Raw genomic sequence first — 13,496 nt, 5'->3', positions numbered from 1 at the left:
AAAGTATCGTCAATTGAAAAAACTCTGTGGAATAAAAAAAATTATAAAAAAACTTGATACTGTACGGTCATACAGTATACTTGCAATCATTGAAACGAAGTTAACAAATTATCCGGAGCGATAAATGGACGATAATAAAGAAAAAGCACTCTCTGCTGCCCTTAGTCAAATTGAACGTCAATTTGGTAAAGGCTCAATCATGAAATTAGGTGAAAACCGCAGCATGGATGTTGAAACGATTTCGACAGGTTCATTAGGACTAGACATTGCACTAGGTGCTGGCGGTTTACCAATGGGGCGTGTTGTTGAAATTTACGGTCCAGAATCCAGTGGTAAAACAACGCTAACGTTAGAAGTTATCGCTGAAGCGCAACGTAACGGTAAAGTCTGTGCATTCGTTGATGCTGAGCATGCCTTAGACCCAATCTATGCCGAAAAACTTGGTGTAAACATCAATGAGCTTTTGGTTTCTCAACCGGATACTGGTGAGCAAGCGCTAGAGATTTGTGACATGTTAACTCGCTCAGGCGCGGTTGATGTGATTGTTGTTGACTCGGTTGCGGCATTAACACCAAAAGCAGAAATCGAAGGTGATATGGGTGATTCACATATGGGTCTTCAAGCACGTATGTTGTCACAAGCAATGCGTAAGCTAACGGGTAACTTGAAACAATCGAATACTATGATGATTTTCATCAACCAAATACGTATGAAAATTGGTGTGATGTTTGGTAACCCAGAAACAACTACTGGTGGTAATGCATTAAAATTCTATGCTTCTGTTCGTCTAGATATCCGACGTATTGGCGCGGTTAAACAGGGCGATGAAATTGTCGGCAATGAAACTCGTGTTAAAGTGGTTAAAAATAAAATTGCTCCTCCTTTTAAACAGGTTGAGTTCCAAATCTTGTATGGTGAAGGCATTAACAGCTTAGGTGAATTAATTGACCTAGGCGTACAAAACAAAATGGTTGAGAAGGCCGGCGCTTGGTATAGCTACAATGGCGACAGAATTGGCCAAGGCAAAGCCAATGCTACTAAGTACTTGAAAGAACACCCGGAAATGGCGAAAGAAATTGATGACCGCTTACGTGAAATATTTTTAAATAAAGCATCAAGTAATCAAGCTGAAGCGGTTACTGAATAAGCGCTCTTAAAAGAAGAATTCTAATATTAAAACACCGACGAAATGTCGGTGTTTTTGTTTAGCCATTCAACAAGATTCAGGGATAGATCATGTGGCGACAATCTTCCTTCAGTCATTTCAATCTTAAAACTGTGATACTAACCCTTTTTGCTCATGAAGGCGTTTAAGTAAATTGTCACTTAGACTAACTGCTTCACGGCCATGCTCTTCACTTTTTGCTGACATGTCACTCACAGTAACGATATTTTGATTGACCTGTTCAGCAACAACCGACTGTTCCTCAACAGCGGTCGCTATTTGTATGTTAATGTTTGCAATTTCATTCACTTCGTTATTGATTTTTGACAGTGAATTCCCTGTTTCTTCAGCAAGCCCTACACACACTTTTGACAGCTCATTACCGCGAGTCATTGCGCTCGTGGCAAGCTCTGACTCATTTCTTAATTGAGTGAGTAATTTGCTGATTTCCTCTGTCGATTGTTGAGTACGCATTGCAAGCGCTCTTACTTCTTCAGCAACAACCGCAAATCCTCGTCCTTGTTCGCCGGCTCGCGCTGCTTCAATCGCTGCATTTAGTGCTAATAAGTTGGTTTGATCAGCAATACTGCTGATTTCACTTAAAACAGTTTCGATTGCTTGGCTACCGTTAGTTAAGTGATTTATTGCCGCGTCTACTTCTGTTAGTTGACTGGAAAGCTCATTAATTGAATCTACAGTTTTTGCAACAACAGACTGCCCGCTTTGGCTAATGTCTAGCCCTTGCTGAGACGATTGAGAGGCCAGTGTGACCACTTGAGCTATTTCTTGTATGGTTGAAGACATTTGGCTAATAGCTGTGGCAATTTGCTCGGTTTGTGCGCGTTGTTCGCCTAAAATATTTGCGACATCGCTACCGCGGTTTGCAGACTGGCTTGCGGTATCAACTATGGACTCAGAATCATCACTGACTCTGCCTACGATAGCTTTAATTTCTGCATTTTTCTTTTGAAGTGCGAGATTTATAGCGCCGATGTCGTCATTGTTGTCTGAATATAGGTAACTCATTAATGGGTTATCAAAGATCTTTTTTGCATTACTGACGACGACTTTATACTTCATGCGCCATTGATAAAAAAACAGACTACTCACTAATGACACGGAACATAAAGGGATACTTGCTAAAAGGTTACTCCCCATAAAAATAAGCATGCCTGATAACACTACCATTAGTAGTAACGCTATTTGGAGCCATGCAGTAATATCCGTTTGAAATTTCAGTTGTAGAGGTGGCTTATTTTGATTCAGTTGCGCATAGAGTTTTTCGGCACGTGATATTAACTCTCGGTCCGGTAGCGTACGAACGGACTGATATTCGTGTATTTGACCAGACTCGTCTTTTATCGGGGTAACAAACGCATTAACCCAATAATAATTCCCGTTTTTACATCGGTTTTTGACGGGACCCATCCAAGATTCGCCTGCTCTAATTGTTTCCCACATATTTTTAAAGGCAGCCTTAGGCATTTCGGGATGGCGTACCATATTGTGTGGGTTGCCCTTCATTTCTTCTAAAGAAAACCCTGCAATATTGCAAAAACTTTTGTTTGCGTACTTTATATTACTGTCTAAATCTGTCGTTGATAGTAATATTTCATGATCTGAAAATAGTTCTTCTTTGCTCATCTAAAACCTCTCAATATACCTCCATGTAATACCCCTTAACTTACATCTATTGATCGAGCAATAATCCTTTCAAATTAATCAATAGCACTAATAATATATTGTTTTAAATCATTAATATGAGAGTCGTTTTATAGCTGTCAGTACATAGTATAGGACACCATATTCAATCTCGTTAGGTTGATACAGACTTGTTACTCTTAAATGGTATAAACCAATCCATTAAACGCGTATTTCTGAACATTGGTATTTTACATAGCGATTGTCAGTCCATATACCGCGTAAATGTATGCGTTGACATTTTTAATAGCTATTAGTTACTAACTTCAAAGTGTAGCGAACTTAATTCTTTGATTTATAAAAGTAAGGTTAAATTTAAGAACCGTACGCAACAAATCTTTCATTAGTTGGGGAGAGAACAAAGGGATTGAAACAGAGATAGCTTTTTAGAGTGTCAATAACAATGGACAAGGGCTATATGTAAGGTAAAAACAAAAATAATAAAAAACTACTTATTTGTTATTATTTTACTTATGATTGCGCAGCTTTTTGTGACATACCTAACTAAAAAGAGTCCAATGAAGAACGTTCTAATTCTATTTTTATCGATTATTGCTTTATCCGGTTGCGATGCAATTCAAACACCAATAGCAGAGAGTAATTACCAATCGGCGCTGTCTTCAGGAAATTTAACTGAACAACTGCGTTTTATTGATGAGCTTTCAAGTTTAGATATCGAGACCTATGGTGACCTTGCTGCACAAAAAGAAAAATTATTACCTTTTCTTTTACAGATAATGGATAAACCGAAAAACCTTACGGGTATAAGTGATGATACTCTAAAGGAGATTATCAAATTCTCACCGAATAATTCATCCTTTAGTTTTATTCGTAAATATATATCAGATAAAGAAAAGCTGGCTAGTGTGATAAAGGAAAATTTAGCTGCCCTTGCGCAAGAAAAGCAATTTTTAGTCGATAAAATGAAAACGACACCCAGCCACGTTAACACTTACGAAACTAATATGAAGCTTGAACATATTAAGCCTTATTTATTGCTCTCTCAGTACATCCGATCCTTCAATAGTGTCCATGGTGATAAAAGTTTAAATGGTTTTCAAATCGAAGCCATAGCGAAAAACTTTGCTACGCAATTTCAGCTAAATGAACAAGTTATTACGTCAATCGTCGCATTAAATGCCATTACGACAAATGACAATGTTATCGATAAAAAAGCATATTCTGAGGAAAATAAGGATATTGCTCAAGTACTGCTATGGCTTTACAAAAAGCAACTCATTGCCGCGTTTCAGCATATGAGTGAACAAAATAAGTACTTATTGTCATTGTTAAGTAATCAATTAGGACGACAAAGTTTAGATGAGGTCTGGTCAAAGAAAGTTGAGCCGGTAGCAAAAAAAATAGTGATGCAAAGTAAAGAAAGTCATTTAAATGTTATGAACATGATGTCTGCTCACCTAGCGAAGATGTCAAAGGAATATCCTCGCTTTAGTCATATATATCTGGAAAATGACCGGCTTGAAAAATTGATGTTGTCGCTAGTATGGCCTTCCGATGGCTTAGCAAACTTTGAACAGACATCAAAAGCCAATATCAAAGCTTTATGGCTAGCGATAGATAAAAAACAACAGTTATAAATTTGTCGCTTTATGCTCATTTGTAGATATAAAAAAGGCCTCTTTTGAGGCCTTTTTTATATCTACAAATGAGCATTATTTTACATACTCAAAAGCTTTAATGACACGGTTTACACCACTGATATTGCGAGCAACATTAACTGCTTCTGTTGCTTCCTGTTCGGTGACTAATCCCATTAAGAATACTTCTGCATTTTCAGTGACAACTTTAATGTTAGTAGCATCAAGGTTGTCGTTGCCAAACAAGGCCGTTTTTACTTTTGAGGTGAGCCATAAGTCATTACTTTTAGTGGTGACTGAGATTTCATTACCAATTCGTACTTGGTTATGAATCTGCTCCACACCGTTGACAGCTTTAAGGATCTTGATTGCTTCATCACGTAAGTAGGTATTCGGGGTTTGGCCGACGAGTAAAATTGAGCCATTAACTGCCGTGATCTGCAAGTTCGCGTTTTCTTTTAACCCTTGGTGCTCCGCTAAACGGGCATAACCTACGATTTCAATTTGTTGATCATCAATTTGAGTGCCTACGGTACGATTATCTGAGGCAACAGATGCGCCGCCAACAACCCCGACAACAGCGGCAGCAACACAACCTTGAAGTAGTGAGATAATAGCTAGCGAAGCGGCAAGCTTAGTGAACTTCATTGTTAGCAGTCTCCTTCAGGGAATAATGTTGTATCAATGATTTCACACAAACAATGAATAGCAAGTAAGTGCACTTCCTGAATACGAGCCGTTCTTGCATGTGGGACTCTAATTTCAACGTCGTTCTCACCTAATAAGCCAGCAATATCACCACCATCTCGACCTGTCAGGGCAATGATCGGCATATCACGTGCCACGGCTGCTTCAATAGCTTTGATGACATTTTTTGAATTACCACTAGTAGAAATGGCAAGTAACACATCGCCAGCGTTACCTAAGGCACGAATTTGCTTCGAAAACACTTCATCATAGCTGTAGTCATTAGCGATAGATGTAATTGTTGAGCTGTCTGTAGTCAGTGCAATTGCTGGTAAGCTTGGGCGTTCTGTTTCATATCGGTTGAGCAATTCTGCTGAAAAGTGCTGCGCGTCACCGGCAGAGCCACCATTACCACAGGATAGTATTTTTTTCTCACCTAATAAGGCTTGCACCATAACCATGCCTGCTTGTTCGATAGGGACAGCTAAAGCTTCACTCGCGGCGATTTTTGTTTGAATGCTTTCGGTAAAATTGCTTTTGATCCGATCTAACATAAACGATAAGACTCCATTTAGAAGGCGTTTTTCAGCCAGGTTATTTGAGGTTGTGTTAAATCACCTTGTAAGGCGACTACATCAAAACGACATGCGGTATTATATTCATTTAATTGTGACTGTTGGAAATAAAAACCAGCACAAAGTTTCAATTTTTGCTGTTTTTTTGCGGACACTGCAGAAATAGCCCCGCCATAGCCAGCAGATTTACGATATTTAACTTCAACAAACACTATGATGTCATTTTCTTGCATGATGAGATCAATCTCCCCATGACGAGAATGAAAGTTTTTGGAGAGTATGCTGAGTCCTTGTTGTTGGAGATAGGTTGCCGCCATGTGCTCGGTCATATCTCCTTTCGCTTTAGTGGTAAATTTATCTATCCATGACAATTTCTTGTACTCGCGACTTTTGGTAACGTCCCCACAATATACTGCGAGTAAGAACATTATTCGACTCTAGTTTCAAAATTCCCGTTTGGCCGTAGTGCCGAACGTATTTGCGTTGTTGCATATGCGGTATGATGTCAATCAAAGCAACGCTGTCATAACCCATGGCAAATATACCCTGAAGGCTATCACTGCGATTCGGAAACAGTGAGTTGGTTAAGTTAAACAAGGCACGGTTTTGTTGTTTACTGGGTAACATCCAAGGCATTTCGGTGAATGTGAGACCTGTTAAATCTCGTGTTTCACTTTCATCTGTTCTCGCACTATGACTGCGAGAGCTAGCATAGATAGGAATCGCATCGGCGAATGGACTGATACTGACATCAATGTATGGTTTTAGTAGACGAGTTTGCACAGGAGAACCGATGATGTATATCATATCGACGTCTCGTCTATTTCTTGCCTCTGCTTTAATCGTTTGTTTAATGCGTGAGTCAATGCCATTGATCCTGTCTTGGCTCTTATCGACATCTAAACTCGATTTCAAATTTTCTTGCATCTTTTTGCCTTGAGCAAAAGAGATGTTTTCAATGTTCTTGCCCGATAACCGATACCATTCTTTAGAAAAAGCCTGAGCGATACGTTGGCTGACTTTATCTTCATGTACCATTAACAACGGGTGTAGATAATTCTTTTTGGCCAAACTCGCTGCGGCTTGTATTGCTTCATCTTCTGGTCGCATCGATATCGCGCTTTGATGAGCTTTCAGTTCAATGTTAGTTGGTAGGTTTAACAGCAATGAGGGTATTTCAATAGTCTCAATAGATAAAAAACGGTTAACATGCTGACGAAGCAATGGCCCAATAATGAACTCAATGTCTTTTTCATTTAGCGTTTGTTCAAGCGTCTCCCAATCGAGCGAATTAGCGTCGATAAAATGGAACTGTTTGCTTTTGTCTTGTTGATAGGCCGCCAATATGCCTTGCTGTGCCGCTTCGCCCGCGCTCATCTGTTTACCGGATAGCGGCAATATTACAGCAATACGCAATGCACTAGTTATATCAAGATGACCTTCGTTTAAAATCTGCTGAACAACAGTCTGTGCAGGATGTACCGGGAATTGTTTTTGCCATTGCGCTAAATAGCGCTCAAACTGCGCCTCTTTAGCGCCAAAGCGCCTAGCGTATGATGAAAGTCTTGCCCAGCCATTCATTAGTGGTGGATTAGTTCGTATCAATTGTTGGAGCTGCCAATGTGCCAGTTGATTGATTTGCAACCAAATAACTTGGCTGTCTTGTTCACTCGCATCAGGGTTCATTGCAAAAGCATGTAATTTGGCAGACAAAGCTTCTACGGGATGAGCCAGTGCAGATTGAACTGACTCTAACAATTGATAATAACGGAGCTGATGTGTAAGTTCATTCGCTTGTACAAGCTCTGCTGCGCTAGTCAGTTGATTAAGGGACATACTAAGCTGTGTCATTTCAAACAAAGCTTGTGCTTTAACGAGCCTTGCTCGATAACTTAATTCTGGATTTTCAAGCAAGGGTTGAATTTGATTGGCTAACCACAAGGCTTTTTGATTGTCACCTTCAACGATAAATTGCTCACTACCTTGCAATAATAGGGGCAAGGCTTGCTCGCTGGATAACAGCTTTGCTTGTTCAACATAAGATTGTGCGGAAGGGGCATCATCTTGCGTTGGAATATCAGGAGAACCTTTGACTATCTCTGCAGGTATAGTGGTCACCGGTTTTTGGCCTGCACAATTTATTAGCAAAAAGGACATGATTGTCACAAAAAAGGCTTTTTTTAGTGATTTTAGGTTAAATTGTTGCTTCACCAGCGATAAATCCGTGCGTTGATTAGGTTGTTTATAATAAACTTCATCTACTCGAGTCTCAACATACAGAACGCATAATGTCATCACAAGTGATTGAAGCAGGTACTTTATATATTGTCGCCACACCAATTGGAAATTTGGGCGATATTACGCAACGAGCCTTAGACATACTGGCGGGCGTGGATGTAATAGCCTGTGAAGATACCCGTCATACGCAAAAACTACTGTCTCACTTCACGATCAAAAATAACACCATGTCACTGCACGATCACAACGAGCGACAACGACAAGATCAAATAGCCTCTATGTTGACTGAAGGAAAAAGCATTGCACTCGTGTCTGATGCAGGTACGCCACTGATCAGCGATCCTGGATTTCATATTGTGAAGCATTTACGTCAACAAGAATTAAATGTTGTACCTATTCCAGGGGCGTGTGCTGCAATCGCCGCTTTGTCAGTGTCAGGACTACCGACTGATCGTTTTACCTTTGAAGGTTTTTTACCTTCGAAGTCAGGTGCTAGGAAAACCGTATTGAGCGCGCTGGAAAATGAAACACGAACCATGGTGTTTTATGATGCGCCAAGGCGCGCTTTAGATACCGTTGAAGATATTGTTTCGGTGTTAGGTGGAGACAGACATGTAGCCATCGCGCGAGAACTCACTAAAACATTTGAGACAGTACATTCTGATAGCGCTGAAAATTTAAAAACTTGGCTAGCTCAAGATCCAAATCAGTTAAAAGGTGAAATGGTTTTAATGATTGAAGGGGCAAAAAAAGACACTGAGTCGATTTCACCTGAAGCACAAGCAACATTGAAATTGCTTGTTGCTGAACTACCTCCTAAAAAAGCTTGCGCAATCACTGCAGAAATATATAGTTTAAAGAAGAAAGCCTTATATGACTTAGCGTTATCTTTAAAGTAGCTGTAATAAGGATACAAGATGTTAGAGCATGGTGAATCTTTCGTTGCCTTAGCCGACGATGTCATAATCAGTCGGTTAAAGGGCAGTTTCAATGAAGTAGGCTGCAAAGCCTACACTCGAAAGGTTAGAGAAATAGTCATAGAGTTAGATCAAGCGCCGTTCGCCATGCTTATTGATGATCTAGAGCTAGAAGGAGGGACTCCTGAAGCCTATGCTGCACTGGATGAACACAATGTTTGGATTAATACTCAACATATAGTTGCAAAAGCACTTTTGGTTCACTCTAATCTTCAAAAAGAACTGACATTAAAACATTCTCCCGCCTTATTGACTCAAAATATTGAGTTTTTCATGGACAGGCAACAGGCTTTGGATTGGCTAAAGCAAGAGTTAGCGAAATAGCCTCATTTGCTATAGTGAACAGCGCTTGTAAGTAACGTGCAGCTGCATGGTTCTTATAAGATTTCTCACATTCGCGTTTCGCTTATTGTTGGCTACACTGTAACCCTAATGAATTAATAATAATTACATTAGGTTAACTCGCATGAAATTCGGACATACTTTACTTCTTGTCATTCCATTATTACTTATCGCGCCACTCGTTATCGCTGCAGAGCAGTCAGTTACGAATATTATCTACACCGAAAAAGGCTTGGCTGGTAAGCAAGTCATGAAAAAATTGTCGAATACTGAATACGAAGCCAATATCGATGTACGATGGAATAATCGTATTTATCAGGTCGATGAGAAAGTAACACTCAATCAACAGGGCGAATTGATCAAATACAAATCAACAGGACTTTCCCCATTTGGTGCGCCTATCAATGAGAAATATCATTGGGAAGATGGCTATGGCACATGGTCGAGTAACAAAGAAGATGGCCGGCTAAAAACTGATAGTTCACTGTTTTACCTCCCTGCGAATAGTGCGGGAACTGTAGATAATTTAACGGTACAAGCAATGCTTAAGTCAATGTCTAATTCTGTTGATTTAATTCCATCGGGGACGGCAAGGTTAACCAAACTCAAAACCTTTGTTATCGACAATGGCGAGCACAAAGAATCTGTTTCACTTTACGCCATTGGCGGGCTTGGCTTTACGCCTGATTTTAGTTGGTACGATAGTGAAGGCAATTTTTTTGCAAAAGACATCTCCGGTTTCCTGCGCATCATCAGAGACGGCTATTCAATTGAAAAATTTAATGAACTTCGCGATATTCAAAACGATGCTGAGCAGGAATATTTAGAAAATATTGCGGATAAACTTAGCCACTCATACTCCAGTTTGTTAATTCAAAATGCACAGGTGATTGACGTTATCAACGCCAAAAAGCTACCGAAAACGGATGTACTGTTAAGAAATGGCAAGATCGCTAAAGTTGGCGTTAACTTGTCGGTAAGTAAGGACACGCCTGTTATTGATGGTAAGGGGAAAACCTTGTTGCCTGGTTTGTGGGATATGCATGGTCATTTAAGTAAAAATGATGGACTGCTCAATATTGCTGCTGGCGTGACAAATGTTCGTGATATTGGCAATAGTCACGACAACATCATGGAAGTAGAGCAATTGTTTAACAGCAACACCGTAATAGGTAATCGCGTGTTTCGCGCCGGATTTTTCGACCAAATGAGTGAATTCTCGGCGGGGTTATCGGTAAAGTCTCTTGAAGAAGCGCATGAGAAAATAGACTGGTTTGCCGATAATGGTTATTTACAGATTAAACTGTATAGCTCTATTGATCCTAAATGGGTTGAATCTATCGCCGAACATGCTCATCGAAGGGGGATGAGGCTAAGTGGTCATATTCCTGCCTTTATGACAGCAGAGCAGGCGGTTAAAGCCGGTTATGATGAAATCCAACATATCAATATGCTGTTTTTAAATTTTCTCGCAGGAACGACTGTTGATACTCGTCAACAATTACGTTTCTCACTCATTGGCGAAAAAGCCGGAGAATTGGATTTAGACAGCAAGGAGTTTAATGATTTCATTAAACTCCTTGCCGATAAGCAAATTGTGATTGACCCAACTGTTTCGACATTCAGAAGTTTATTACTAAAAGAGAACAAGAAAGTTGATCCAGAATTTAGTGCCATCGCTAAGCACTTACCGCCAAATGTGTTAAGGCAGTTGAAAGGCGCTGAAATGAATGTTGCCCCAGAGTTATTAGACAACTACCAAGCGGGCGCCGAAGCAATGAATAAACTGCTGAAAAAGCTCTACGATAGCGGTGTACCTATTGTGCCCGGCACAGATAATATTGCAGGCTTCACTCTACATCGTGAGTTAGAGCTCTATGCAGAGGCGGGTATTCCGACCATGGAAGTATTCAAAATTGCCAGTATCAATTCGGCGAAACTAGTTGGCGCAGCGCATTACTTAGGTTCGATTACTGAAGGAAAACACGCCGATGTGGTATTAATTGATGGCGACCCAACACAAGACATGTCTACCATTAGAAATGTTTCTTTGGTGGTTAAAGGAGGCTATTTTTATAAGCCCGATGAGCTGTACCAAGTCTTAGGGGTAAAACCTTTTACCACGTCTAGTCAACTGCGTTAATACAGCTCTGCTAAAACCGATTAGACTCTGCTTTGTAACCCGAGTCTAATCAGTGTTGCTTTCTCTCCTAACATTCAATTATTTCATATTAGTTTTTCATATTTTCTTACAACTATTAACAGGTATTTTTCGTGGCAGACTGTCGCAATGCAGCATGGCAGATTAAGCTAAAAATATTGTAAATTTGCGGAGCATTACATGAACATCGCATATTCAAATCGGCAACTTAGAAAATTATTCATCTGTGCCTGTTTTGCGTTGCAGTTACTTGGTTTATCAGCGTGTGGCTCAGACAGTGGTAACAGCAAGCCCTCGGTCAAAGAAACTTTACAAACATACAGTTATCAAGTGCCCAAAGCTAAGAACGATGGCTGGCAAGTAGCTCACGCCAATGAATTCTCGATGGACATTACCAAACTCGAAGCATTGGTGAGAAAAATAGCGAGTGAACAAAACGGTTATCGTCATATAGACTCGATCACCATCATCAAAAACAAAAAGATAGTGCTTGATGAAATGTTTCGAGATGAACTCGATTTAGCTGATGGTTGGGCTAACAATAAAGACATCAACCGACACATTCTCAATTCAGTGACCAAAAGTTTTACTTCTTCATTAATTGGTATTGCGCTAGATAAAGGCTATATCGACAGTGTCGAGGTTAAAGTTCATGACTATTTTGCACATAAGTCACCTGTGTCAAATTGGAGCGAAACCAAAGCGAATATTACACTGAAAAATTGGCTGACCATGCGCCACGGCTACAGTTGGGATGAATGGAATGTCTCTTATCTTGATAGTCGAAACCTTAATAGCCAAATGAACAACAGCAAAGACCCAATTAATTTCTTGCTTTCTCGACCACTAACCACAACGCCGGGAACTACCTTTGCCTATTCAACTGGCGTGTCGTTTGGTTTAGGTCGTTTGTTAGAGCATGCCACGGGACAAAGTGTGACTAGCTTTATGGAACAACAATTATTCTTGCCACTCGGGATTACTAATTACACCTATTGGGCGCTAGATAACCAAATACATACAGGGAGTGCGCTTTATTTAACACAGCGTGATATGGCCAAATTTGGACAGTTATACTTAAACAACGGATTGTGGAACGGTGAGAGAGTGATCAGTGAGTCTTGGATAGAAGAGTCAACTAAGCGATATCATGACGAAGGCTCATGGGGATACGGTTACCAGTGGTGGAGTACAGATTTCAATGCGGCAGGGGAAAGTATTGCAAGCTTTTATGCAGACGGATTTGGTGGGCAATATATTTTTGTATTACCTACTCTGGATGCTGTTGTCGTGTTCACGGGTAACGGCTACCAAGAAGGTGATATGGAAGAATATCGTGTGCGTACGATCATGGAAACCGACATTTTATCAGAGCTTTTATAGTCATCAGTAAATTCGTTAGCGAATGTTTATAGAATGGGGTAGAATGCGCACCGAGTTGACCAGACAATCGCTGGCTAGTTTGCGTAAGTATTTCTAGCGGGAGGAAAGTCCGGGCTCCAATGAGCAGGGTGCCAGGTAATGCCTGGGCGGCGTAAGCCGACGACAAGTGCAGCAGAGAGAAGACCGCCGATGGCTAGCAATAGCACAGGTAAGGCTGAAAGGGTGCGGTAAGAGCGCACCGGATTGCTGGTAACAGTAATTGCAGGGTAAACTCCACCCGGAGCAAGACCAAATAGGGTTTCATATGGCGTGGCTCGCGTTGAAACCGGGTAGGTTGCTTGAGCCTTAGAGCGATTTAAGGCCTAGACGAATGATTGTCCACGACAAAACCCGGCTTATCGGTTGACTCGCTAAATTTATACAGAAAGCCTCAGCAGTAATGTTGAGGCTTTTTTTCTGAAATAATGATCTCCCACTCCGCTTATTCCCGAAGGAAAGCGGCTTATCGGTGGAATCATCATTTTTAGCTTAAACGCATAAAGAGACCACCATCCACATTAACGTTTAATCTATATAGTTGTTTAGATATTTTTTCTATGTGGTTTTTAAAATATATCAACAGGTTGATGTCTTATATCATTCAAGTATATTTTAAGCAGAAGTTAGGTT

Annotated in this window: 11 protein-coding genes and 1 other RNA gene; 7 read left to right on the top strand and 5 right to left on the bottom strand. The window is 40.4% G+C overall.

What is annotated here, in order from left to right:
* The first annotated feature begins 124 nt into the window (after window positions 1–124).
* Window positions 125–1,147: a recombinase RecA gene (gene recA, locus QUE03_RS16985; protein WP_286263147.1), complete on the top strand. Its 1,023-nt coding sequence runs from the start codon at window positions 125–127 to the stop codon at window positions 1,145–1,147.
* A 123-nt stretch (window positions 1,148–1,270) separates the two neighbouring features.
* On the opposite strand, the gene QUE03_RS16980 is transcribed toward recA, so the two are convergent.
* Entirely contained in the window at window positions 1,271–2,809 is a 1,539-nt protein-coding gene (locus tag QUE03_RS16980; protein WP_286263146.1) for a methyl-accepting chemotaxis protein, read from the bottom strand.
* Window positions 2,810–3,384: 575 nt separating this feature from the next.
* Between QUE03_RS16980 and QUE03_RS16975 the strand changes: the two genes are divergently transcribed.
* Window positions 3,385–4,464, top strand: coding sequence for a hypothetical protein (locus QUE03_RS16975; protein ID WP_286263145.1), 1,080 nt, complete (start codon window positions 3,385–3,387; stop codon window positions 4,462–4,464).
* Window positions 4,465–4,539: 75 nt separating this feature from the next.
* Here QUE03_RS16975 and dolP read toward each other — a convergent pair whose 3' ends face one another.
* Genes dolP through QUE03_RS16955 form a run of 4 tightly spaced genes read right to left on the bottom strand, consistent with a single transcriptional unit; the run spans window position 4,540 to window position 7,883 of the window.
* Window positions 4,540–5,112 carry a division/outer membrane stress-associated lipid-binding lipoprotein gene (dolP, locus tag QUE03_RS16970; protein ID WP_286263144.1) on the bottom strand — a complete coding sequence of 191 codons (573 nt, stop codon included), beginning with the start codon at window positions 5,110–5,112 and terminating at the stop codon, window positions 4,540–4,542.
* 2 nt (window positions 5,113–5,114) lie between these two features.
* Window positions 5,115–5,705 (bottom strand): phosphoheptose isomerase, encoded by a 591-nt coding sequence (locus QUE03_RS16965; RefSeq protein WP_286263143.1) that lies wholly within the window; start codon window positions 5,703–5,705, stop codon window positions 5,115–5,117.
* A 17-nt stretch (window positions 5,706–5,722) separates the two neighbouring features.
* On the bottom strand, window positions 5,723–6,097 hold the full coding sequence (locus tag QUE03_RS16960; RefSeq protein WP_286263142.1) for a YraN family protein: 375 nt from the start codon (window positions 6,095–6,097) through the stop codon (window positions 5,723–5,725).
* Window positions 6,081–7,883, bottom strand: a complete 1,803-nt coding sequence (locus tag QUE03_RS16955) for a penicillin-binding protein activator (protein WP_286263141.1) — start codon at window positions 7,881–7,883, stop codon at window positions 6,081–6,083. The genes QUE03_RS16960 and QUE03_RS16955 overlap by 17 nt, the downstream gene beginning before the upstream one ends.
* Before the next feature lie 143 nt (window positions 7,884–8,026).
* Between QUE03_RS16955 and rsmI the strand changes: the two genes are divergently transcribed.
* The 5 genes from rsmI to rnpB all read left to right on the top strand — a co-directional run bounded on the left by rsmI (window position 8,027) and on the right by rnpB (window position 13,241).
* Window positions 8,027–8,863, top strand: coding sequence for a 16S rRNA (cytidine(1402)-2'-O)-methyltransferase (rsmI, locus tag QUE03_RS16950; RefSeq protein ID WP_286267897.1), 837 nt, complete (start codon window positions 8,027–8,029; stop codon window positions 8,861–8,863).
* A gap of 18 nt (window positions 8,864–8,881) precedes the next feature.
* A complete protein-coding gene (locus QUE03_RS16945; RefSeq protein WP_286263140.1) occupies window positions 8,882–9,265 on the top strand; it encodes a hypothetical protein in 384 nt (127 codons plus the stop codon).
* Between the two features lie 142 nt (window positions 9,266–9,407).
* Complete coding sequence (locus tag QUE03_RS16940) at window positions 9,408–11,426, top strand: amidohydrolase family protein (RefSeq protein ID WP_286263139.1); 2,019 nt, start codon at window positions 9,408–9,410, stop codon at window positions 11,424–11,426.
* Between the two features lie 198 nt (window positions 11,427–11,624).
* Window positions 11,625–12,827, top strand: a complete 1,203-nt coding sequence (locus tag QUE03_RS16935; protein ID WP_286263137.1) for a serine hydrolase domain-containing protein — start codon at window positions 11,625–11,627, stop codon at window positions 12,825–12,827.
* Window positions 12,828–12,878: 51 nt separating this feature from the next.
* An RNA gene (rnpB, locus tag QUE03_RS16930) (RNase P RNA component class A) lies at window positions 12,879–13,241 on the top strand.
* The last annotated feature ends 255 nt before the right edge of the window (window positions 13,242–13,496 follow it).

Source organism: Thalassotalea atypica, from assembly GCF_030295975.1.
Taxonomy (GTDB): domain Bacteria; phylum Pseudomonadota; class Gammaproteobacteria; order Enterobacterales; family Alteromonadaceae; genus Thalassotalea_F; species Thalassotalea_F atypica.
The sequence above is the reverse complement of the archived record's forward strand: the minus strand, read 5'-3'. Positions and strand labels throughout refer to the sequence as shown.

Excerpts from the sequence above, each read along its gene's own strand:
- QUE03_RS16940 (WP_286263139.1), top strand. The coding sequence starts at position 9,408 with ATGAAATTCGGACATACTTTACTTCTTGTCATTCCATTATTACTTATC.
- QUE03_RS16955 (WP_286263141.1), bottom strand. The coding sequence starts at position 7,883 with ATGTCCTTTTTGCTAATAAATTGTGCAGGCCAAAAACCGGTGACCACT.
- recA (WP_286263147.1), top strand. The coding sequence starts at position 125 with ATGGACGATAATAAAGAAAAAGCACTCTCTGCTGCCCTTAGTCAAATT.
- QUE03_RS16945 (WP_286263140.1), top strand. The coding sequence starts at position 8,882 with ATGTTAGAGCATGGTGAATCTTTCGTTGCCTTAGCCGACGATGTCATA.
- QUE03_RS16935 (WP_286263137.1), top strand. The coding sequence starts at position 11,625 with ATGAACATCGCATATTCAAATCGGCAACTTAGAAAATTATTCATCTGT.
- QUE03_RS16965 (WP_286263143.1), bottom strand. The coding sequence starts at position 5,705 with ATGTTAGATCGGATCAAAAGCAATTTTACCGAAAGCATTCAAACAAAA.
- QUE03_RS16975 (WP_286263145.1), top strand. The coding sequence starts at position 3,385 with ATGAAGAACGTTCTAATTCTATTTTTATCGATTATTGCTTTATCCGGT.
- QUE03_RS16980 (WP_286263146.1), bottom strand. The coding sequence starts at position 2,809 with ATGAGCAAAGAAGAACTATTTTCAGATCATGAAATATTACTATCAACG.
- dolP (WP_286263144.1), bottom strand. The coding sequence starts at position 5,112 with ATGAAGTTCACTAAGCTTGCCGCTTCGCTAGCTATTATCTCACTACTT.